We start from the raw sequence: 21,344 nt of genomic DNA, 5'->3' as shown, positions 1-21,344 counted from the left end.
CCCTCAAAATTTCAAGGTTAATGACCTGAGATGAGAGTAAAAAACATACTAACCGGATCGTCTTATGGCGTAAGGTTATATCAGCCAGATCAAAGTTGCCATACGACCGGTAACACCATCACGGCGAAAGGAGAAGAAATTGTCTGGTTCGCTGAAGGTGCAACGCTTCACAGCGCTAACAGATTGCACGCCTGCCGCCTGCAGACGCTGATGCGCTAATAACACTATATCGGCATAAAATTTATTGCCAACTGGACGGAATGCCGCTGCCGCCTGAGGAGCTTTAGCCATGAAGGCACTACGTACCTCTGCGCCGACTTCAAATGCATTCGGACCAATTGCTGGTCCAAGCCATGCATGAATCTGATTAGGAGATGAACGAAACTGCGCCAGCGTGTTTTCTAATACGCCATCGCAAAGCCCACGCCACCCCGCATGTGCAGCGGCGACTTCCGTTCCATCCGCCGAGCAGAACAACACCGGTAAACAATCTGCTGTCATTACTGCACACACTACGCCTGCTTGATTAGTAATACATGCATCTGCACGCGGTATCTCATGTACGGAATGTGGCAGCCGGACAATATCGGTTGTGTGAACTTGATCCAGCCATTGTGGCATTGCGGGCAAGCCCGCTAGCTCCACCAGTCGTTGGCGATTGCTTTCGACATGTGATGACGAATCCCCGACATGGCTACCCAGATTCAGCGATTTCCAAGGTGCTGTACTCGTGCCGCCATAGCGTACAGTGGAACACGCTCGCACGCGGGACGGTACGGGCCAATCGGGGATAATCAAACTCATAACCAGTCCATTTGATCCTTGAACTCTTCAGTATCCGCTTTCAAAGCGTTAACTAAATCGATCATGTCTTGCGGGATTGGTGCATGAAATTCCATTTCAATACCGGTGATAGGGTGATACAGACGCAGCATGGTTGCATGCAGTGCCTGGCGATCGAAGCCACGTAATGTGGAGATGAACGCTTCAGATGCACCTTTTGGCGGACGTGGACGACCACCATAAAGCGGATCGCCTACCAGCGGATGGTTAATATGCGCCATGTGGACACGAATCTGGTGGGTACGCCCCGTTTCCAGACGCAGGCGTAAACGCGTGTGTGCACGGAAATGCTCCATGATTCGATAGTGAGTAACCGCAGGTTTGCCCATCGGATGCACAGCCATATGCGTGCGCTTGGTTGAGTGACGGCTGATTGGCTCATCAACGGTACCGCCCGCTGTCATCGTACCGATTGCTACCGCTTCGTATTCACGCGTGATTTCACGCAGCTGCAGCGTTTCGACCAAGTGCGTTTGTGCAGGAACGGTTTTAGCTACCACCATTAATCCAGTGGTATCTTTATCAAGGCGATGGACGATGCCTGCGCGCGGAACATCCATTATGGCGGGGTAATGATGCAGCAATGCATTCAGCACCGTACCATCAGGATTTCCCGCGCCCGGATGCACCACAAAACCACGCGGCTTGTTAATCACCAGGATATCATCGTCTTCATAAACGATGTCGAGCGGCAGATTTTGCGGCTCCCAGCGTTGCGCTTCTTCGATCTCAGCGTCAATGGCGACACGTTCGCCACCTAACACTTTCTCTTTTGGTTTGTCGACAATCGTGTCGTTAACACTAACGCGACGGTTAAGGATCCATTCTTTTATACGAGAACGCGAATAATCAGGGAACAATTCTGCCAAAGTCTGATCTAAGCGTTGTCCGAGTTGTGATTCGGATACCGTTGCGGTGAGTTGAACTTGTTGTGCCATATACAGCTTCTTCGTTAACGTTGGGTTTTCACGGCGATGCCGTTTAATATAATGTGCTATCGTACCTGGTCATTACCGGGAGCTATACGGACAGCTTCCGCCATAACATTTTGAGGATAATCATTTCGTCATGACGCGTATGAAACATCTGGTGGCTGCTGCCACACTGAGCCTGGCCCTTGTGGGTTGTTCCGGCTCTAATGACGCGGTACCGGACAGCCCGCCTTCTGAAATCTATGCCACAGCGCAGCAAAAGCTGCAGGACGGTAACTTTAAAGCGGCGATTAAGCAACTGGAAGCGCTGGATAATCGTTATCCGTTCGGTCCTTATTCACAGCAGGTTCAGCTGGATTTGATCTACGCGTATTATAAAAATGCCGATCTGCCATTAGCACAGGCGGCTATTGCTCGCTTCATGCGTTTGAATCCTACTCATCCAAACATCGACTATGTCATCTATATGAAAGGCCTGACGGATATGGCGTTAGATGATTCGGCGCTGCAAGGCTTCTTCGGCATTGATCGTTCTGATCGTGATCCGACCCATGCCCGTGATGCATTCCGTGACTTCTCGCAGCTGCTGCGCAGTTATCCGAACAGCCAATATTCAGCTGACGCGCAAAAACGTCTGGTCTACTTGAAAGATCGTTTAGCGAAATATGAACTGTCCGTGGCGCAATTCTATACTAAGCGCGAGGCTTATGTCGCGGTCGTTAACCGTGTGGAAGGTATGATGCGCGATTATCCCGATACGCAGGCCACGCACGATGCGCTGTCGCTGATGGAAAATGCCTACCGTCATCTTCAACTAAACGCAGAAGCAGATAAAGTGGCAAAGATTATTGCTGCTAATCAAGTCAGCTAATTTTCATTACGCTTGAAACTAAAAAAGCAGCCTTCAATGGCTGCTTTTTTTATGCTCGGAAAAACATTAAAACTAGTGTTTTCCCGTTGAGCTAACCCATCAACAATGCGCTTTTAACGGCTACGCTTCAAGCCTTTTAACCCGCTTTCTTAGCCTTTCTCACAAATAACTGGCCTTGACAAAAAGTGACATTTTTTCGTGATCTAAATCACACATTTTGTCTGTTTTCGCGTTATGCTGAACTTACCAAGACGGAAATGACAGAGAGGTAAGAAATATGATTCTCAACATTACCAGTAAACAAATGGAAATCACTGCGGCTATCCGCAACCATGTCGAAGACCGTCTCGCCAAGCTAGAAAAGTGGCAAACTGACCTGATTAATCCCCATATTGTCTTGTCCAAAGAACCAAAAGAATTCGTGGCTGATGCCACTATAAATACGCCAAACGGCACTTTGGTGGCCAGCGCCAAACACGACGATATGTATACCGCAATAAATGATTTGATTGCTAAGCTCGAACGACAGCTCAATAAAGTTCAGCATAAAGCCGAAGCTCGCCGCGCAACGACCAGCGTAAAAGATTTCACACCGGCCAGCTAATCACTTCAACGACAAGTTTAACGCGCCTACGGGCGCGTTTTTTATTGACAGCTTCAAATCAGTACGGTTACTCTCAGTTCACTATTTTTGTGGAATTAATCATGAAACAACCTCTGTTTTTCTTCGCTTTCTTTTTTACCTTCCCCTAATTGGGAGGCAATTCGTCGTGTGAAAACGAAAGCGAAGACGAACAACAAAGCCTCCCAACTGGGAGGCTTTTTTATTGGACAGCTTACAGGTGATCCCTATGAATCCCGATAATCCATTACTGGCGTTGCGCGACAGAATCAGCGCGGTCGATGAAAAACTACTGACTCTTTTAGCAGAACGCCGTTCGCTGGCCGTTGAGGTTGCACAGGCTAAACTTGAAACCCATCGCCCTATTCGTGATGTAGAACGCGAACGCGCTTTGCTGGAGCATTTGATCGTACTGGGCAAGAAACACCATTTGGATGCACACTACATCACACGGCTTTTCCAGTTAGTGATTGAGGATTCTGTATTAACTCAACAGGCGCTCCTGCAAAAGAATCTGAACCATCCTCATGCGCAGGCTGCCCGCATTGCTTTTTTAGGTCCAAAAGGTTCCTATTCTCACCTTGCTGCACGTAAATACGCAGCGCGCCATTTTGACAATATGGTTGAAAGCGGCTGTCTTAAGTTTCATGACATTATTAAACACGTTGAAAATGGCTTAGCCGATTACGCGGTATTGCCGATAGAAAATACCAGTTCGGGTTCGATCAATGATGTTTACGATTTGCTTCAGCAAACAAGTTTGTCGATTGTGGGCGAACTGACTTTGCCCATCGATCATTGCGTGTTGATCAATGGCACCACCGATCTTCAGCAGATTGAAACGGTCTATAGTCATCCCCAGCCTTTCCAGCAATGTAGCCAGTTTATTAATCGTTTTCCACATTGGAAAATTGAGTACACCGAAAGTACCGCAGCAGCGATGGAGAAAGTCGCCGCACTCAATTCACCTAAAGTTGCAGCCTTAGGCAGTGAGGCTGGCGGAGAGCTTTATCAGTTACAGGTTCTTGAACGAAATCTGGCGAATCAGCAACAAAACCAGACGCGTTTCATTGTTCTGGCTCGTAAACCGATCGACGTTTCTGATCAGGTTCCCGCGAAAACCACACTCATCATGGCAACAGGACAGCAAGCAGGTGCGCTGGTTGATGCCCTGTTAGTCTTGCGACAACACAACCTGATCATGAGTAAACTTGAGTCACGTCCTATCAATGGAAATCCGTGGGAAGAGATGTTTTACATTGATGTGCAGGCAAATTTGCAGTCGGAAAAAATGCAGCAGGCATTACAAGAATTGAAAACGATGACGCGATCGCTGAAGGTATTGGGATGTTATCCAGGCGAAAATATCGTGCCGGTTGAACCTGGCGAATAAAAGAAAGGCATCCAACGGGATGCCTTTTTATTTACTGCCGGCTGTCGTTCGCCGAACGTAATAAGCTGCGGCTTTCCACCAGGAAGCGTTTGGCATGGTCGCCAAACCAGTGCTCGACCCGATTAAAGCTGTCAATGAAGGCTTGCTTATCACCCTGCTCCAGCAAGGTAATCGCTTCGCCAAAGCGTTGATAATAACGTTTTATCAGTGCCAGGTTATTTTCTGAAGACATAATAATGTCAGCATACAACTGCGGATCTTGGGCAAACAAGCGTCCAACCATCGCTAATTCCAACCGGTAGATTGGCGACGACAGCGCCAATAACTGATCGAGATTAACGTTTTCTTCAGCTAAATGCAGACCATAAGCAAAGGTCGCGAAATGCCGAAGCGCCTGTATGAACGCCATGTTTTGATCATGCTCTACAGCGCTAATACGATGTAAGCGAGCACCCCACACCTGCATTTGTTCCAAAAACCATTGATACGCTTCAGGTTGACGGCCATCACACCAAACCACAACCTGTTTCGCAAGGCTACCGCTGTCAGGCCCAAACATCGGATGCAACCCCAGCACCGGTCCTCCATGCGCGGCCAGCATCGCCTGAAGCGGGCGATTTTTCACTGAAGCTAAATCAACCAAAATGCAGTCATCAGGCAGCTGCGGCAGCTGCGCTATGACTTGTTCAGTTAAATGAATCGGAACACTGATAATCACCATGCCGGCATCGCTTAGCAGCGATTCAGCCTGCTCCCAATCCGCTTTATCGAGTATTTTTACGGTATAACCTGACAGGGTCAGCATCTTTTCAAATAGCCTGCCCATCTGGCCATTTCCGCCAACGATCACCACTGGACGCAATTCAGGACAAAGCGTTTTGAAACCTTTGTCATTTTCGCTGGTGTAGGATTCACGCATTACGCGGCGCAGCACATCTTCGATAAGATCAGGCGGCACACCCAACGCTTCCGCTTCCTTACGGCGCGACGCCAGCATTGAAGCTTCACGTTCTGGCACATAAATAGGCAAGCCATAACGGCTTTTGACTTCGCCTACCTCAGCGACCAGTTCAAGCCGCTTTGCCAGCAGATCGAGCAGCGCCTTGTCTACATTATCTATTTGATCGCGTAACGCGGTCAGTTCAGCAACCATTGCTCATTACACCTCGTGTGACAGACGCGCCGACAGCACTCCTTGCAGATCCTGATGCATATCACGTAGCAAAACTTCAGTGACTTCCCAATTGATGCAGGCATCAGTGACGGAAACGCCATATTTCATTTCACTGCGTGGTTGCTCAGAAGATTGGCTCCCTTCATTGATATGGCTCTCCAACATCAAACCAATAATCGAACGGTTACCATCTTTGATCTGGGCGACAGCTGACTCAGCTACCCCAGGCTGGCGACGGAAGTCTTTATTAGAATTACCATGGCTGCAATCTATCATTAAGGCTGGACGCAGTCCCGCCTTGAGCATCTCTTTTTCGCATTGTGCAACATCTTCTGGCCCGTAATTTGGCGTTTTTCCACCACGGAGAATGACGTGACCGTCTGGATTGCCTTGAGTTTGCAGCAAGCAAACTTGACCAGACTGATTGATACCGACAAAACGATGTGGCATTGCAGCTGCGCGCATTGCATTGATGGCCGTGCCAAGACTACCATCTGTTCCGTTTTTAAAACCAACCGGCATTGAAAGACCTGATGCCATTTCACGGTGAGTTTGCGATTCAGTCGTACGAGCACCAATCGCCGACCAGCTGAACAAATCGCCTAAATATTGTGGACTGTTAGGATCTAGGGCTTCAGTGGCCAATGGCAGACCCATTTCCACTAAATTCACTAACAGCTTACGTGCAATGTGTAAGCCCCTTCCATATCAAACGAATTGTCCATATAAGGATCGTTGATCAAACCTTTCCAACCTACGGTCGTACGAGGTTTTTCAAAATAGACGCGCATAACGAGGTACAGCTGATCCTTCAACTGTTCAGAAAGGGTTTGCAGACGGCGAGCGTAATCAAGTGCAGCTTCTGTATCGTGAATTGAACATGGGCCACACACCACCAAAAGACGCGGATCGCGGCCTGCGATAATGTCAGAAATCGTCTGGCGAGATGCAGCAACCTGCTCTTGTTGCTGGGCATTCAGTGGGAATTTCGCCTTTAACTCTTCTGGCGTGATCAATATTTGTTCATCTGCGATATGCACATTATTCAGCGCGTCTTTTTGCATGATTACGATCCTTTTCTCGTTTATGCGGTCAAGGGATCCTCTAAGAGGATGTCGCACACTGTATCATAAAGAGTACGCCTTGCAATTAGTCTGTACATTTTTAATTACTATCAATAAAAATAACGCTTAATAAATAATTTAATTACTTTAAAATGAACAACTTATATTTACATTGCGCTTAACCCGCACCTTCAATGCTGTAAAGTTATCATTACAATGCTGAACATGGGCACTTAAGTGACCTGTGTTAATCTGACGTCACTTTCTGCTTAATTCAGTAATTTCATATGACCGCTCATTTCGCTTCTATTACATTACGTCCATTCACCCTAGAGGATATTTCTGCCTTCACTGCCGCAGTCAATAACTCGCTCGACACTTTGCTTCCATGGATGGTCTGGGCACATGAAAATTATGAGGAAAAAGAAGCAGCCAGCTGGATCAACTTTACTCACTTGCAAAGAGCAACAGGTGAAGCGCATGAATTTGCCATTGTAGATGAGCAAGATCGGCTATTAGGTGGCGCAGGTATTCGCTTTTCACGTTTTCAAGGTGACTTTAGTGCATTGGGATATTGGGTTCGCAGCGATGTTCAAGGAAAAGGCATTGCCAGCCAGGCGGTAAACCAACTGCTTAAGTTTGGATTTGAACGTCCTGCTATTAAAACGATTGAGATCCTGGCAGCAGAGGCCAATACAGCAAGCAGGAGAGTGGCAGAAAAATGCGGAGGGCGTTTTGTTGATTACCGCTACGGGTTGATCATTTTAGACAGCGGTCCGGTTAATACCGCGATTTATCATTTTCATCGGCCACAGAAATAAGCTCACAGAGATTCTGGCGTGATGATGACATTGTGTCCGCAGGTATATTTCCCTCATTATAATAAAAAAGGGGCTGGCATTTCGCCAACCCCTTGTTTGCTATTAACTTTTAGATGTCGCGCTAGCGATACCTTAGTTAAGACGCTCTTTGATACGAGCAGACTTACCAGTACGCTCACGCAGGTAGTACAGTTTGGCTTTACGCACAGCGCCACGACGTTTAACAGCGATGCTGTCAATTACTGGTGAGTGAGTTTGGAAAACACGCTCAACGCCTTCGCCGTTAGAAATTTTGCGAACAGTGAATGCAGAGTGCAGACCGCGGTTACGAATAGCGATAACCACGCCCTCGAATGCCTGCAGACGTTTCTTAGAACCTTCAACGACCCATACTTTCACTTCCACGGAATCACCCGGACGGAAAGAAGGTACGTCCTGTTTCATCTGCTCTTGTTCAATTTGCTTAATAATGTTGCTCATAATTAAATCTCTTATCCTGGGTAAACTGATAGTCGGGGAAGATCACTCTTCCACATCATCGTTTTGCTGCTGCTGAAATTCACGTTTGAATTCCTTTAGCAACCTTGCTTGCTCTTCAGTCAGAGCCAGGTTTTCCAGAAGTTCAGGTCTTCTTAGCCAGGTACGGCCTAGCGACTGTTTGAGGCGCCAACGGCGAATATCGGCATGGTTGCCTGACAGTAAAACTGCCGGAACATCCTTGCCTTCTAACACTTCAGGTCGGGTGTAGTGTGGACAATCCAGCAAACCATCCGAGAACGAATCCTCATCGGCTGACGCTTGCTTACCCAGCACACCAGGAATAAACCGGGCAACTGAGTCAATCAACGTCATGGCTGGTAATTCTCCGCCACTGAGTACGTAATCGCCGATTGACCATTCTTCATCAATTTCGGTTTGGATTACGCGCTCATCAATCCCTTCATAACGACCACAGACCAGAATTAACTTGTTCTGCGTCGCTAACTCACAAACGCCCTGTTGGTCGAGTTTGCGCCCCTGAGGTGAAAGATATATCACCTTAGCCCCGTCTCCCGCCGCTGCTTTCGCTGCGGAGATGGCATCCCGTAAAGGTTGTACCATCATTAACATTCCCGGTCCGCCGCCATAAGGACGATCATCCACGGTGCGGTGCCGGTCAAGCGCGAAGTCACGCGGACTCCAGCTTTGAATACTAAGCAGGCCATTTTTTACTGCCCGGCCAGTTACCCCGTAATCGGTAATAGCGCGAAACATTTCTGGAAACAGGCTAATAACACCAATCCACATTGTATTCGCCGTTACGTTACCCTGTGATTCGGAGATCAAAAACCAGGATCCCAATCTACTTCGATGAGGCCAGTAGTGAGATCGACTTTCTTGATAACCTGTTCATCAAGAAACGGAATCAACCGCTCCTGAGCACCGAACGCATCTTTCAGGTTTGCCTTAACAACGAGTACGTCGTTCGAGCCGGTTTCCATCAAATCAATGACTTTGCCCAACTCGTAGCCTTCAAGGTTAACAACCTGGCAACCCATAAGGTCTTTCCAGTAATAGTCACCGTTATCCAGCGCTGGCAACTGCGTCGAATCAACCTTGATTTCGCAATTGGTTAATTGAGCCGCCGCATCCCGATCATCGAAGCCTTTGACTTTGATAATCAGGTCCTGATTGTGGTGCTTCCAACCCTCTAGCTCAACCTGATGCCATTTACCGGCACGCTGGATAAACCAAGGTTGGTAGTCGAAGATGCTTTCAGCGTCTTCAGTGGAGGAAAACACTTTGAGCCAACCGCGGATGCCGTATGCGGCCCCCATTTTACCCAAAACAATGGGATTAACGGGAGGCTGTGCGGCAAGTTGTTTGCTCATGCTCACCACCGTGACAGATTAAGCTGCTTTCTTTGCTTCTTTGATCAGCGCGTTAACGCGATCAGAAAGCGTAGCGCCCTGGCCAACCCAGTGCTCGATGCGATCCAGGTCCAGACGCAGACCTTCAGCCTGACCAGAAGCGATCGGGTTGAAGAAACCTACGCGCTCGATGAAGCGACCGTTGCGTGCATTACGGCTGTCAGTAACGACGACCTGATAGAACGGACGCTTTTTAGCGCCGTGACGTGCCAAACGAATTGTTACCATAACATCCTCTTCAGTTAATAAAACACCCGGCTCCATCGGGGAATGGAGTCCGGGTGCTGTATAAAAAGCCCGAAAATTTTACTCATTTTGGCGAAAAAAGCAACCTAATAGCGTTTCTTTCGGGCTTTTTTGTGGAACGATTAACGTCCCGGGAAACCTGGCGGCATCATGCCTTTCATACCGCGCATCATTTTTGCCATGCCACCTTTCTTCATTTTCTTCATCATGCGCTGCATATCATCAAACTGCTTAAGTAAGCGGTTAACGTCCTGCACCTGCATGCCTGAACCGGTCGCAATACGACGTTTACGCGACCCTTTAATGAGTTCCGGCTTTTCGCGCTCTTTGCGCGTCATTGAATTAATGATGGCTTCCATGCGCACCAGCACTTTGTCGTCCATTTGCGATTTAACGTTATCTGGCAGTTGGCCCATGCCTGGCAGTTTGCCCATCAGACTAGCCATGCCGCCCATGTTGCGCATCTGCTTCAACTGCTCAAGAAAATCGTTTAAATCGAAACCGTCACCGGTTTTTAATTTTTTCGCCAGCTTTTCAGCTTGCTCGCGGTCAACTTTACTCTCGATATCTTCAATCAGCGACAGCACGTCGCCCATGCCGAGAATACGTGATGCGATACGTTCTGGATAAAAAGGCTCCAGTGCCTCGGTCTTCTCACCGACACCCATGAACTTAATCGGTTTGCCGGTAATATGACGAATTGACAGCGCAGCACCGCCGCGAGCATCACCATCCACTTTGGTCAGAATAACGCCTGTCAGCGGCAATGCTTCGTTAAATGCTTTAGCCGTGTTAGCCGCATCCTGGCCGGTCATGGCATCAACCACAAACAGTGTTTCAACCGGATTAATCGCGGCATGAACCTGTTTGATTTCGTCCATCATCGCTTCATCAACGTGCAAACGACCGGCAGTATCCACCAGCAACACGTCGTAAAACTTCAGTTTGGCTTCTTTCAACGCATTGTTAACAATGTCGACGGGTTTCTGACTCACGTCGGATGGGCAGAAATCAACCCCAACCTGTTGAGCCAAAGTCTCAAGCTGTTTAATCGCTGCAGGACGATAAACGTCAGCAGAAACAACCAGGACTTTCTTTTTATGCTTTTCACGCAGGAACTTACCCAGTTTCCCGACGCTGGTCGTTTTACCCGCACCTTGTAAACCGGCCATCAGCACAACAGCAGGTGGCTGCGCAGCTAAATCAAGCGCATTATTCTCTGCCCCCATTGCTGCAACCAGTTCGTTGCGGACGATTTTGATGAACTCTTGGCCTGGCGTCAGGCTTTTATTGACGTCATGGCCTACTGCACTCTCTTTTACGCGACTGATAAAGTCACGTACAACTGGCAGTGCAACGTCAGCTTCGAGCAACGCCATGCGAACTTCACGCAGCGTGTCTTTAATGTTGTCTTCGGTCAGCCTTCCGCGGCCACTGATATTACGCAGGCTTTGCGATAAACGATCGGTTAAATTATCAAACATTTTCTCTCACTTAAAAAATCGCGAGGCGCCTGATCGGCAGAATGCGGCGGATTATAACACGAAGCATCAGCGATCTCTGCAATTGACCCTCAGATCGTTTGGAGCATACTGCTGCTGGCGCTATACTGCTTTTTTCCTTATATCTGACTGATACCCGAAAGGATCTATGTCCGTTTTCTCGATTGTGGCGCTGTTCGCCTACTCCCTAAGCCTTGCACTGATCATTCCCAGCTTGTTAAAACGTAACGGTGGCTGGCGGCGGATGGCGGTGCTTTCTGCCTGTGTGGCGCTGATTACCCACGCGGTGGCTCTGCAGCAACGCATTTTTGCCGTCGATGGCGGACAAAACTTAAGCCTGTTGAACATTGGATCGCTAGTCAGCTTACTGATCTGCGCCATCATGACGATTGTCGCCTCACGCAATCGTGGCTGGCTGTTGTTACCGATTGTTTACAGTTTTGCGCTGATCAACCTGGCTTTTGCTACCTTCGTTCCCAACGCGTTCATTACTCATCTTGAAACCACGCCGGGCATGATGATTCACATCGGCCTGTCGCTGTTTGCCTACGCCACACTCATTATCGCGGCCCTCTACGCGCTGCAGCTGGCTTGGATTGACTATCAGTTAAAAAATAAAAAATTGGCGTTTACCCAAGATATGCCGCCGCTGCTTACCATTGAGCGCAAGATGTTTCATATTACCCAAGTGGGCGTTGTGCTGCTGACACTGGTGCTTTGTACCGGTTTGTTTTATATGCATAACCTGTTCAGTGCCGAGAATGTTGATAAAGCAGTACTTTCCATCATTGCATGGTTCGTCTATATCGTTCTGCTTTGGGGACACTATCATGAGGGTTGGCGCGGTCGTCGCGTAGTCTGGTTCAACTGCGGCGGCGCGTTGCTGTTAACCATGGCTTATTTCGGCAGCCGTGTTTTACAGCACCTACTCACTTCCGCCTCACATTAATTAAGGAAGTCCTGCGTTGGAACATGTTTCGACCACCACGCTGATCGTAACGCTAATCATTATGGTACTGGTTTCGGCTTATTTTTCAGGTTCAGAAACTGGCATGATGACGCTTAACCGCTACAAGCTGCGTCATCAAGCTAAAAGCGGGCATCGCGGAGCGCGTCGCGTTGAAAAGTTACTGCGACGCCCCGATCGCCTGATTAGCCTGGTGCTGATTGGCAATAACCTGGTTAATATCCTCGCGTCGGCCTTAGCGACCATAGTTGGAATGCGCCTGTATGGCGATGCCGGTGTCGCTATCGCTACCGGTGTGCTCACGTTTGTCGTTTTGGTATTTTCCGAAGTCCTCCCTAAAACCATCGCCGCACTTTATCCAGAAAAAGTGGCCTATCCTAGCAGCGTACTGCTTGGGCCATTGCAATATGTCATGCTGCCCTTGGTCTGGCTGTTAAACACCATAACGCGTATTTTGATGCGTATGGTGGGGATGAAAACCGATGGTTCTATCAACTCCGCACTAAGCAAAGAAGAGCTACGCACTATCGTTTATGAGTCACGTAATTTGATATCACGCCGTAACCAGGACATGCTTCTTTCGGTGCTTGATTTGGAAAAAGTCAGCGTTGACGACATCATGGTGCCGCGTAATGAGATTGTTGGCATTAATATCAACGATGACTGGAAATCCGTGGCCCGCCAGCTCAGCCATTCGCCACACGGACGCATCGTATTGTTTCGTGATTCGCTCGATGATTGTGTAGGCATGCTGCGTGTACGCGAAGCCTGGCGCATGATGACAGAAAAAGAGTTCAACAAAGAGACGCTGCTACGCGCTGCTGATGAAATCTATTATGTACCGGAAGGCACACCATTGAATGTGCAGCTGGTTAAATTTCAGCGCAACAAGAAGAAAGCCGGTTTGGTGGTTGATGAATATGGTGACATCAAAGGTTTGGTGACTATCGAAGATATTCTTGAAGAGATCGTTGGCGATTTCACTACCTCTATGTCACCTTCACTTGCAGAAGAAGTGATGCCACAAAACGATGGTTCAGTCTTGATTGAAGGAAGCGCCAATGTGCGCGAAATCAACAAAGCCTTTAACTGGAACCTACCTGAAGAAGAAGCACGTACCATTAATGGGATGTTGCTTGAGGCGCTGGAAGAGATTCCACAAATGAAGACGCGCATTCAAATTGGTCACTACGACATTGATATTCTGGATGTGCAGGACAATATGGTGAAGCAGGTCAAAATCACACCAAAGACGCCATTGAAATCTTCCGTCGGCTCCTAAATTGCCTATAAAAAACGCCGCTAAATGCGGCGTTTTTTGGCAGGTAATCGCAAAACTAGATGTGCAGTTCCTGCAATTTCTCTTTTGGTAGTTTCAGATCTTCGTTGTGATTAACGCCGATATCATGTGCCAGAACGTTGCGGGCAATTTGCTGCGCTTCATCTAATGAATGCAGTTTGTAGCTACCACACTGATATTCGTTGAGTTCAGGGATCTGATTCTGATCTTTTACCTTCAGAACATCTTCCATCGCCTCTTTCCACGCTTTCGCTACGCGTTGCTCATCTGGCGTCCCGATCAGACTCATATAGAAACCAGTACGGCAACCCATCGGTGAGATATCAACGATTTCGACACCGTCACCATTCAGGTGATCGCGCATGAATCCTGCAAAAAGATGCTCAAGCGTATGAATACCGCGCTCAGTCAGGATCTCAATGTTAGGTCGGCAGAAACGCAGGTCGAAAACAGTAATTGTATCGCCGTTTGGCGTCTTCATGGTTTTCGCTACACGCACTGCAGGCGCAGCCATGATGGTGTGATCAACAGTAAAACTATCCAGTAATGGCATTACGTCGCCTCCTGTTCTGAGAATTTTTTTAAAACAATGAAACTTTTCTGTTCGCCCAACGTCTGAATATATGAAAGACGCGCATTTGTTATCATCATCCCTGACAACAGAGATGTTAATTTGGCCACATTGATGTGGCCTTTTTCTTTTTCTACCCTTCCCGGCTCGCCAGATACGTTTCCAGATCCAACGTATCATTCGCTTCAAGCTGCTGCTGTTTAGACACAGACTCTTGCGCCTGACGCGTGAAGTCTTCTTCGCTTAACACTTCCAAAGATTCTTCACACAGCAAATGACGATATTGTTCTGCCAATGCTATACCGGTTCCGGTCAAACCATTATCCTTCATCGCGTGAAGGATGCGCGCTGAATAGGTTAGCTCAGGATCATCAAACGATGCCACCAGTTGATCGCAAACTTGTTGATATTGCGTGCTGCCCTGATTGCTGTCTAACACCTCAGCGACACGACGCAGATCTGCAAACAATGTTTTGCCCACTTCTTGCAGCGAATGCTCCGCTTCACCACATCCTACCGCAATTTTTTGGCCCGGCTTACGCCCTTCCAATACAACACGATTCCAGTTTTGACGAGTGCACTGCAGCTCTTCAGCGCTCATTTCAGGCGCATCTGCCAGCGTGCACCAAATCAGGAACAGATCAAGGAAGCGTACCTGATTTTCATCGACGCCAATTGCAGAGAAGGGATTGATATCAAGTGAACGGACTTCAATGTATTCAATGCCGCCACGCAGCAGCGCATCAGATGGCGCTTCGCCAGAGCGCGTAACACGCTTAGGACGAATAGGTGCATAGAGCTCGTTCTCAATTTGCAGGACATTGGTATTAAGCTGAAGCCAGTTACCCTCTGCATCTTTGGTGCCCATCTCTGCAAACTCTTCTGATGGCGTTTTAATCGCCTTCTTGAGTGCCGAAACATAACCGTCCAAAGAATTGAACGTGATACCCAACGAACTTTGAGATTTGTTGGTATACCCAAGATCGCTCAGACGAAGCGACGTTGCATAGGGCAGCCACAACATACCTTCATCATTGGTTTCAAATGGCAGCGCGCTTTCACGCCCTTGTAAAAAGCTGGAGCTGACAGCGGGTGATGCACCAAACAGGTAAGGAATCACCCATCCGAAGCGATAGTAATTTCGAATCAGGCGCAGATAACCAGCAGAAATGGTTTCTTTACCGCTTTCCACATCCTTCACATCGGCCCATTCCTGCCAGAAAGACAGCGGCAGTGAAAAGTTGTAATGAATGCCGGAGATGGTTTGCATCAGCGCGCCGTAGCGATTTTTCAGCCCTTCACGGTAGAGCGTTTTCATCCGGCCAATGTTGGAATTACCGTATTGCGCCAGCTCAATTTTATCTGCATCTTCAATCACGCAAGGCATACTGAACGGCCACATGCGCTCCTCGCCCAACTCACGCGCAACATGGCGGTGAATATCGCGTAGAAAAGCCAACATGTGGTCGATGCTGTGATCAACCGGCGTGATAAATTCGAGCAGAGTTTCTGCGAAATCGGTGGTAATCCAGTCATGCTTAAGCGCAGACCCCAGAGATTCCGGGTGACCGCTCTCAGCAAGATGACCATTTGGCATTGATCGTAATGTTTCACGTTCGATACCACGTCCAATGCCTTTTAAAGCATTAGGGTGCGCTTCCAGCCAGGACAGCGCTTTAGATACGTCCGGGATCACATTAACCTCCCGCTGTGAGAATAATTTATTTTTGTTCAGCATAATGTTAACCGTAGCCTCGAATCTGTGCGAATCAATGCCACCATTGCATGCCCTGTAATGTGGCGGTCGCGATAACGATATAACGCAGCGTTTTACCGACGGCGAGAAACAGCATTGCCGGGAGCCAGGCGAAACGTAACCAGCCTGCGAGAACGCAGAGCAGATCACCTACCACCGGCAACCAACTGAATAGCAGTGCTGCAGGCCCTAATCGGTGTAACCACGTCATTGCTGTGTCATGCCATCGCCCCTGACGTTTTAGCGGCAGTAAGCGACCAAGAAGAATGTTGGTTAAGCCGCCCAAGGTGTTTCCCAACGATGCGGCCACAATCAACCCATAAACTGATGCTTTTTTAGCAATCAGTAAAGCAATCAGCAGTGCTTCAGAGCTTCCCGGTAAAAGCGTCGCGCTTAAAAAACTGCTGCCAAACAAAGAGGCGTAAACAAGGATTTCACTCACAGTAAGCGAACATCTACCACGTCCATACCTGCAGCTTTCGCTGCCTGCACGCCAAAATCAGCGTCTTCGAAAACAATACAACGTTCCGGCGCTACGCCCATGAGTTCTGCGCATCGTAAAAAAGTATCCGGTTCTGGTTTGTGGCGCTGCACGTCATCTGCACCAACCACTGCTGTAAACAACTCGCGTACACCCAGTTGGTTTAGCAAAGCCTCTGCCATGCTGTGCTCACTGCCCGTTCCAACTGCCATGGGACGACGGCCATAATAAGCCTTGACGACGTCCATTAAAGGAAGTGGATGCACGTTTTCCAACAGCATGGCTTTTACGGCAGCTGTTTTTTCAGCAGCGAGAAGAAGAGGATCATGAGTTGACTGATTTGTTTCAATAATAAACTGCGCCAGTTGCCAGGTCGGCGCACCATTGAAACTCACCATGCGTGCTTCATCCAGCGTCAATCCGTAGCGCGCCAGTACCTGATGCCACGCTTTTCGATGTGTCGGCTCGGTGTCAAGAATGGTGCCGTCCATATCGAAAATCAGGGCGTCATATTGATCGTACATTGTCACTCCGGACATTCAATAAATGAGCCATTACTTTAGCTTAATGTGTGCAGGTTGTCGCCAGGTGGGATGAACAGCAAATGCTTTGAAAGCATTAGGTATTTTTCTTTTCAGAAAAAGGTGATCCGGCTGGACGGCGTATAACCGTGTGGAATCACTGTAGATTTTTTAACAATTTGAGGAGGGTATAACATCATGGGAAATATTTTGGGTGCGTTATGGAATAACTCAACGCTGTTGGTTTTACTGAAATGCAGAAGGGTTAAGGCAGTGATTTTTGCTTTAAGCTGTGTTGACGGGTGTGGCAGCGTGTTATGGAGGTAGAGATTAAGAATATGGTGCATCCGGGAGGATTCGAACCTCCGACCGCTCGGTTCGTAGCCGAGTACTCTATCCAGCTGAGCTACGGATGCATAGGTAAAAATAGGTATAACAGAAAGGAGATAATTATTGGGTATAACGAAAAAGCGAATGGTGCATCCAGGAGGATTCGAACCTCCGACCGCTCGGTTCGTAGCCGAGTACTCTATCCAGCTGAGCTATGGATGCATGGGTAATTCGTTTTTATTGGACTTTCAGAAATCAACCTGGGAATGTTACGAAGAATGGTGCATCCAGGAGGATTCGAACCTCCGACCGCTCGGTTCGTAGCCGAGTACTCTATCCAGCTGAGCTATGGATGCATTTACTAAATTCTTGTACAACGCAGGGTGCTAACTACTCACCAAGAAAGGAACTGCTAATTCACTTTTAAAATTTCCGATGGTGCATCCAGGAGGATTCGAACCTCCGACCGCTCGGTTCGTAGCCGAGTACTCTATCCAGCTGAGCTATGGATGCATCGGAAATGGCGGTGAGGGAGGGATTCGAACCCTCGATGCAGCTTTTGACCGCATACTCCCTTAGCAGGGGAGCGCCTTCAGCCTCTCGGCCACCTCACCAAACGCGTTCTTCCGAACTGTGCTTCTGAACTTTACAACTGCTCATCGGCACTGCGTGGCGCACATATTACTTCCTGGGACTTATAAGTCAAACAAATTTTTCCCACTGCTTGTTTGATTGAACAAATGACAGGCAATTGGCGCAAAATGACGGCAAAAAGAGTGAATAATCAACAAAGAAAGCATGCTGAAGTTAAAAAAGAGGGGAATATTGGGATAAAGAAAAAGGTAGGGATTGGGGTGAAATCGGTAGCGCCTCGCAAAATGCGAGACGCTGAATCCGTTAAACGCTCGTTTGCTGAGTTTTTTCGGCCTGGATACGCTGATAGATCTCTTCGCGATGCACAGACACTTCTTTCGGTGCATTAACACCGATACGAACCTGGTTACCTTTAACACCCAGCACCGTTACGGTCACCTCATCACCAATCATGAGGGTTTCACCAACTCGACGAGTTAGAATAAGCATTCTTTGCTCCTTGAAAGATTAAAAGAGTCGGGCCTGTTCGGACTCCCGGCATTATCCATCATTAAACGCTGAACATAGACTATGACAATTACACCAATGTAGATCGATGCGCCAATACATTCTGCTGATAGTTAGTTTAGCCGAAATACACTACATCAACCTGACTTTGTCATTACCTACTGTACATCGCATGAAAAAGCGCCGGAACAACCGTTCTGACGCTTGCTGCGATGCATTGTTTTATTTCATTACAAACGGCTGGAAACCCATGCTTCAACGCCTGCCAACGCACCATTCAGTGCTGCGGCATCAGTACCCCAGCTTGCGCCATATCGGGTCGACCGCCACCTTTACCACCTACCTGCTGCGCTAACTCTGCGACAAGTTCGCCAGCCTTTACACGATCGGTTAAGTCTTTGGTAACACCGGCAATAAGAGATACTTTCCCTTCGACTACTGTAGCCAACACAATCACCGCTGACCCCAGTTGATTCTTCAGGTCATCAACCATTGTGCGCAGCATTTTTGGCTCTACGTTGCTGAGTTCACTTACTAATAGCTTCGTCCCTTTAACGCTTATCGCATTGCTGCTCAGTGAAGCACTTTCCTGAGCCGCCTGCTGATCGCGTAATTGCTGCAACTCTTTTTCCAGTGCGCGGACATGATCAACCAAACCGCGGACTTTTTCATTCAGGTTGCTGCTATTCGCTTTTACCAGCTGTGCAATGTCGTGCAACTGGGTACTTTGAGCATTGACCTGAGCCAATGCGCCCTCGCCCGTTATCGCCTCAATACGACGAATACCTGCAGCTGTTCCGGATTCAGCCTGAATACGGAACAGGCCGATATCTCCGGTGCGTGCTGCGTGCGTGCCACCACAAAGCTCAACAGAGAAATCACCCATCGTCAGTACACGAACGCGCTGGTCATACTTCTCACCAAAAAGCGCCATTGCGCCTTTAGTTTTCGCAGCATCAAGATCCATGACTTCAGTTTCGACTGGCAGGTTACGTCGAATCTGGGTGTTTACGATATCTTCTACCTGACGAATTTCATCCGGTTTCATCGCTTCAAAATGTGAAAAATCGAAACGAAGATATTTGTCATTTACCAGCGAACCTTTCTGAGCAACATGGTCGCCCAATACCTGACGTAGTGCTGCATGTAACAGGTGCGTCGCGGAGTGATTCAGACGAATTCGCGCACGGCGCGCTGCATCCACTTCGGCATGAAGACGATCGCCTACGCGTAACTGACCTGAAGCCAGCTTACCGATATGACCAATAGCCTGACCATACTTTTGTGTATCGTGAACATTAAATTCAGCATTATTCCCTGTCAGCTTTCCGGTATCACCTACCTGGCCGCCAGACTCACCATAGAAAGGTGTTTCGTCCAAAACCACAACGGCATCTTGCCCAGCGCTAACTTCTTCAACCGCTTCGCCAGCGACATAAAGCGCTTTGACAGTCGCGGCTAAGTCGAGATGGTCGTAACCCTTAAAAGAGGACGCAGCGTCAATACGAATCACATTACTGTAATCCGAGCCAAACCCGCTCGCTTCACGAGCGCGTTGGCGCTGCTGTTCCATCGCCTTTTCGAAGCCGGCTTCATCAATTTTTAGATTGCGTTCACGGCAGACGTCAGCGGTAAGATCAGCCGGAAAGCCAAAGGTGTCATACAGGCGGAAAACTGTTTCACCATCAAGCGTATCACCTTGCAGTTTTGCCAACTCTTCATCCAACAGCGTTAATCCACGCTCAAGCGTCTTAGCAAACTGCTCTTCTTCGCTTTTAAGAATGTTTTCAACCTGTGTCTGCTGACGAGCCAGCTCTTCCCCGCCGTGCCCATCACTTCAATCAATGGTGCGACAAGCTGGTAGAAGAATGCATCTTTGGCACCCAGCATGTTTCCATGACGTACGGCACGACGAATGATACGGCGCAATACATAGCCACGGTTTTCATTAGACGGGATGACGCCATCGGCGATCAGGAAAGCACAAGAACGGATATGGTCAGCAATTACACGCAAAGATTTATTATTAAGATCGGTTGCGCCGGTGACTTTTGCTACTGCTTGAATCAATTTCTGGAACAGATCGATTTCATAGTTGGAATTAACATGCTGAAGAACCGCCGAGATGCGCTCCAGTCCCATACCCGTATCAACGGAGGGTTTCGGCAGCGGCAACATGGTGCCGTCAGCCTGCCGATTGAATTGCATAAAGACGATGTTCCAGATTTCAATGTAGCGATCGCCATCTTCTTCGGCACTTCCTGGCGGCCCGCCCCAGATATGATCACCGTGATCATAAAAAATCTCGCTGCATGGGCCGCAAGGACCGGTATCACCCATTTGCCAGAAGTTATCTGATGCGTAAGCGCTACCTTTATTATCGCCAATACGGATTATACGCTCATGAGGAACGCCGATATCATTGGCCCAAATACTGTAAGCCTCATCATCGGTCTCATAAATGGTTACCCATAAACGCTCTTTCGGCAGTTTGAACCACTGCTCGCTCGTTAACAGTTCCCAGGCAAACGCAATCGCTTCTTTTTTGAAATAGTCACCAAAACTAAAGTTACCCAGCATCTCAAAGAAGGTGTGATGGCGCGCAGTGTAGCCCACGTTTTCAAGGTCATTATGTTTACCACCCGCACGCACGCAGCGCTGCGACGTCGTTGCACGTGAGTAATCACGTTTATCCTGACCGAGGAAAACATCTTTAAACTGGTTCATCCCAGCGTTCGTGAACAGCAACGTTGGGTCGTTATTCGGTACGAGGGAGCTGCTGTCTACAACCTGATGTCCCTTGCTATTAAAAAAGTCGAGAAACGCTTGACGGATCTCAGCAGTGCTCTTGCTCATAAATATCCTGAATCACGCTAACGAACGTTCCGCCTCTTCAGGCAAGCCGTAACCGTACGGCTTACATGTTCAGAGGAACAAAA

At 48.3% G+C, this 21,344-nt stretch carries 20 protein-coding genes, 5 tRNA genes, 2 pseudogenes and 1 other annotated feature; of the genes and pseudogenes, 7 read left to right on the top strand and 20 right to left on the bottom strand.

The window, feature by feature from the left end:
- Positions 1-75: 75 nt before the first annotated feature.
- Together yfiH and rluD are read right to left on the bottom strand one after the other, a co-directional pair.
- The gene (gene yfiH, locus KQP84_RS07420; protein WP_215845793.1) at positions 76-804 is read right to left on the bottom strand and encodes a purine nucleoside phosphorylase YfiH; all 729 of its coding nucleotides are present in this window, start codon (positions 802-804) and stop codon (positions 76-78) included.
- On the bottom strand, positions 801-1,781 hold the full coding sequence (gene rluD, locus KQP84_RS07415; protein ID WP_215845792.1) for a 23S rRNA pseudouridine(1911/1915/1917) synthase RluD: 981 nt from the start codon (positions 1,779-1,781) through the stop codon (positions 801-803). Before rluD ends, yfiH begins: the two co-directional genes overlap by 4 nt.
- A gap of 130 nt (positions 1,782-1,911) precedes the next feature.
- On the opposite strand from rluD, the gene bamD reads away from it, so the two are divergent.
- The 4 genes from bamD to pheA all read left to right on the top strand — a co-directional run bounded on the left by bamD (position 1,912) and on the right by pheA (position 4,661).
- On the top strand, positions 1,912-2,646 hold the full coding sequence (gene bamD / locus KQP84_RS07410; RefSeq protein ID WP_215845791.1) for an outer membrane protein assembly factor BamD: 735 nt from the start codon (positions 1,912-1,914) through the stop codon (positions 2,644-2,646).
- Between the two features lie 277 nt (positions 2,647-2,923).
- A complete protein-coding gene (gene raiA, locus KQP84_RS07405) occupies positions 2,924-3,250 on the top strand; it encodes a ribosome-associated translation inhibitor RaiA (RefSeq protein ID WP_215845790.1) in 327 nt (108 codons plus the stop codon).
- Between the two features lie 100 nt (positions 3,251-3,350).
- Positions 3,351-3,475 (top strand) — a sequence feature (Phe leader region).
- Positions 3,352-3,399 (top strand): hypothetical protein, encoded by a 48-nt coding sequence (locus tag KQP84_RS07400; protein WP_193323348.1) that lies wholly within the window; start codon positions 3,352-3,354, stop codon positions 3,397-3,399. It overlaps the preceding feature by 48 nt.
- Positions 3,476-3,497: 22 nt before the next feature.
- On the top strand, positions 3,498-4,661 hold the full coding sequence (gene pheA / locus KQP84_RS07395) for a bifunctional chorismate mutase/prephenate dehydratase (RefSeq protein ID WP_215845789.1): 1,164 nt from the start codon (positions 3,498-3,500) through the stop codon (positions 4,659-4,661).
- Positions 4,662-4,692: 31 nt separating this feature from the next.
- Here the strand turns inward: pheA and tyrA are convergent, their stop codons facing one another.
- Together tyrA and KQP84_RS07385 are read right to left on the bottom strand one after the other, a co-directional pair.
- Entirely contained in the window at positions 4,693-5,814 is a 1,122-nt protein-coding gene (gene tyrA, locus KQP84_RS07390; RefSeq protein WP_215845788.1) for a bifunctional chorismate mutase/prephenate dehydrogenase, read from the bottom strand.
- 6 nt (positions 5,815-5,820) lie between these two features.
- Positions 5,821-6,899 (bottom strand): annotated as a pseudogene (locus KQP84_RS07385) (3-deoxy-7-phosphoheptulonate synthase).
- 287 nt (positions 6,900-7,186) lie between these two features.
- On the opposite strand from KQP84_RS07385, the gene KQP84_RS07380 reads away from it, so the two are divergent.
- Entirely contained in the window at positions 7,187-7,720 is a 534-nt protein-coding gene (locus KQP84_RS07380) for a GNAT family N-acetyltransferase (RefSeq protein ID WP_215845787.1), read from the top strand.
- A 132-nt stretch (positions 7,721-7,852) separates the two neighbouring features.
- Here KQP84_RS07380 and rplS read toward each other — a convergent pair whose 3' ends face one another.
- From rplS to ffh, 5 genes are all read right to left on the bottom strand, one after another.
- Positions 7,853-8,200: a 50S ribosomal protein L19 gene (gene rplS, locus KQP84_RS07375; protein ID WP_003849035.1), complete on the bottom strand. Its 348-nt coding sequence runs from the start codon at positions 8,198-8,200 to the stop codon at positions 7,853-7,855.
- A gap of 42 nt (positions 8,201-8,242) precedes the next feature.
- On the bottom strand, positions 8,243-9,007 hold the full coding sequence (gene trmD / locus KQP84_RS07370; RefSeq protein ID WP_215845786.1) for a tRNA (guanosine(37)-N1)-methyltransferase TrmD: 765 nt from the start codon (positions 9,005-9,007) through the stop codon (positions 8,243-8,245).
- 35 nt (positions 9,008-9,042) lie between these two features.
- Positions 9,043-9,591 carry a ribosome maturation factor RimM gene (gene rimM, locus KQP84_RS07365; RefSeq protein WP_215845785.1) on the bottom strand — a complete coding sequence of 183 codons (549 nt, stop codon included), beginning with the start codon at positions 9,589-9,591 and terminating at the stop codon, positions 9,043-9,045.
- Between the two features lie 18 nt (positions 9,592-9,609).
- Positions 9,610-9,858: a 30S ribosomal protein S16 gene (rpsP, locus tag KQP84_RS07360; RefSeq protein ID WP_007893313.1), complete on the bottom strand. Its 249-nt coding sequence runs from the start codon at positions 9,856-9,858 to the stop codon at positions 9,610-9,612.
- Positions 9,859-9,998: 140 nt separating this feature from the next.
- Positions 9,999-11,360 (bottom strand): signal recognition particle protein, encoded by a 1,362-nt coding sequence (ffh, locus tag KQP84_RS07355; protein ID WP_215845784.1) that lies wholly within the window; start codon positions 11,358-11,360, stop codon positions 9,999-10,001.
- A 166-nt stretch (positions 11,361-11,526) separates the two neighbouring features.
- On the opposite strand from ffh, the gene KQP84_RS07350 reads away from it, so the two are divergent.
- Complete coding sequence (locus KQP84_RS07350) at positions 11,527-12,327, top strand: cytochrome C assembly family protein (RefSeq protein ID WP_215845783.1); 801 nt, start codon at positions 11,527-11,529, stop codon at positions 12,325-12,327.
- A 16-nt stretch (positions 12,328-12,343) separates the two neighbouring features.
- Positions 12,344-13,627, top strand: coding sequence for an HlyC/CorC family transporter (locus KQP84_RS07345; RefSeq protein ID WP_215845782.1), 1,284 nt, complete (start codon positions 12,344-12,346; stop codon positions 13,625-13,627).
- Between the two features lie 55 nt (positions 13,628-13,682).
- Here the strand turns inward: KQP84_RS07345 and luxS are convergent, their stop codons facing one another.
- From luxS to alaS, 11 genes and pseudogenes are all read right to left on the bottom strand, one after another.
- Positions 13,683-14,198, bottom strand: a complete 516-nt coding sequence (luxS, locus tag KQP84_RS07340; protein ID WP_215845781.1) for an S-ribosylhomocysteine lyase — start codon at positions 14,196-14,198, stop codon at positions 13,683-13,685.
- 151 nt (positions 14,199-14,349) lie between these two features.
- Positions 14,350-15,954: a glutamate--cysteine ligase gene (gshA, locus tag KQP84_RS07335; protein WP_215845780.1), complete on the bottom strand. Its 1,605-nt coding sequence runs from the start codon at positions 15,952-15,954 to the stop codon at positions 14,350-14,352.
- 31 nt (positions 15,955-15,985) lie between these two features.
- Positions 15,986-16,414 carry a YqaA family protein gene (locus KQP84_RS07330; RefSeq protein WP_215845779.1) on the bottom strand — a complete coding sequence of 143 codons (429 nt, stop codon included), beginning with the start codon at positions 16,412-16,414 and terminating at the stop codon, positions 15,986-15,988.
- The gene (gene yqaB, locus KQP84_RS07325) at positions 16,411-16,977 is read right to left on the bottom strand and encodes a fructose-1-phosphate/6-phosphogluconate phosphatase (RefSeq protein ID WP_215845778.1); all 567 of its coding nucleotides are present in this window, start codon (positions 16,975-16,977) and stop codon (positions 16,411-16,413) included. The genes KQP84_RS07330 and yqaB overlap by 4 nt, the downstream gene beginning before the upstream one ends.
- A 336-nt stretch (positions 16,978-17,313) precedes the next feature.
- Positions 17,314-17,390 (bottom strand) — tRNA-Arg (locus KQP84_RS07320).
- Between the two features lie 59 nt (positions 17,391-17,449).
- Positions 17,450-17,526, bottom strand: a tRNA-Arg gene (locus tag KQP84_RS07315).
- Positions 17,527-17,583: 57 nt separating this feature from the next.
- Positions 17,584-17,660: transfer RNA gene (locus KQP84_RS07310), tRNA-Arg, on the bottom strand.
- An 80-nt stretch (positions 17,661-17,740) separates the two neighbouring features.
- A tRNA-Arg gene (locus tag KQP84_RS07305) sits at positions 17,741-17,817 on the bottom strand.
- 8 nt (positions 17,818-17,825) lie between these two features.
- Positions 17,826-17,918, bottom strand: a tRNA-Ser gene (locus KQP84_RS07300).
- 283 nt (positions 17,919-18,201) lie between these two features.
- On the bottom strand, positions 18,202-18,387 hold the full coding sequence (gene csrA, locus KQP84_RS07295; RefSeq protein WP_008927091.1) for a carbon storage regulator CsrA: 186 nt from the start codon (positions 18,385-18,387) through the stop codon (positions 18,202-18,204).
- Between the two features lie 248 nt (positions 18,388-18,635).
- Positions 18,636-21,261 (bottom strand): annotated as a pseudogene (gene alaS, locus KQP84_RS07290) (alanine--tRNA ligase).
- Positions 21,262-21,344 lie beyond the last annotated feature (83 nt).

The organism is Candidatus Pantoea bituminis (assembly GCF_018842675.1).
In the GTDB taxonomy this organism is placed as follows: Bacteria; Pseudomonadota; Gammaproteobacteria; order Enterobacterales; family Enterobacteriaceae; genus Pantoea; species Pantoea phytostimulans.
Note: the sequence above shows the minus strand (reverse complement) of the source record. Positions and strands in the feature narration are given on the sequence as shown.

Coding starts and splice junctions, on each gene's coding strand:
- luxS (WP_215845781.1), bottom strand. CDS start 14,198: ATGCCATTACTGGATAGTTTTACTGTTGATCACACCATCATGGCTGCG.
- KQP84_RS07350 (WP_215845783.1), top strand. CDS start 11,527: ATGTCCGTTTTCTCGATTGTGGCGCTGTTCGCCTACTCCCTAAGCCTT.
- ffh (WP_215845784.1), bottom strand. CDS start 11,360: ATGTTTGATAATTTAACCGATCGTTTATCGCAAAGCCTGCGTAATATC.
- raiA (WP_215845790.1), top strand. CDS start 2,924: ATGATTCTCAACATTACCAGTAAACAAATGGAAATCACTGCGGCTATC.
- trmD (WP_215845786.1), bottom strand. CDS start 9,007: ATGTGGATTGGTGTTATTAGCCTGTTTCCAGAAATGTTTCGCGCTATT.
- bamD (WP_215845791.1), top strand. CDS start 1,912: ATGACGCGTATGAAACATCTGGTGGCTGCTGCCACACTGAGCCTGGCC.
- rpsP (WP_007893313.1), bottom strand. CDS start 9,858: ATGGTAACAATTCGTTTGGCACGTCACGGCGCTAAAAAGCGTCCGTTC.
- yfiH (WP_215845793.1), bottom strand. CDS start 804: ATGAGTTTGATTATCCCCGATTGGCCCGTACCGTCCCGCGTGCGAGCG.
- pheA (WP_215845789.1), top strand. CDS start 3,498: ATGAATCCCGATAATCCATTACTGGCGTTGCGCGACAGAATCAGCGCG.
- rimM (WP_215845785.1), bottom strand. CDS start 9,591: ATGAGCAAACAACTTGCCGCACAGCCTCCCGTTAATCCCATTGTTTTG.
- yqaB (WP_215845778.1), bottom strand. CDS start 16,977: ATGTACGATCAATATGACGCCCTGATTTTCGATATGGACGGCACCATT.
- rluD (WP_215845792.1), bottom strand. CDS start 1,781: ATGGCACAACAAGTTCAACTCACCGCAACGGTATCCGAATCACAACTC.
- tyrA (WP_215845788.1), bottom strand. CDS start 5,814: ATGGTTGCTGAACTGACCGCGTTACGCGATCAAATAGATAATGTAGAC.
- rplS (WP_003849035.1), bottom strand. CDS start 8,200: ATGAGCAACATTATTAAGCAAATTGAACAAGAGCAGATGAAACAGGAC.
- gshA (WP_215845780.1), bottom strand. CDS start 15,954: ATGCTGAACAAAAATAAATTATTCTCACAGCGGGAGGTTAATGTGATC.
- csrA (WP_008927091.1), bottom strand. CDS start 18,387: ATGCTTATTCTAACTCGTCGAGTTGGTGAAACCCTCATGATTGGTGAT.
- KQP84_RS07380 (WP_215845787.1), top strand. CDS start 7,187: ATGACCGCTCATTTCGCTTCTATTACATTACGTCCATTCACCCTAGAG.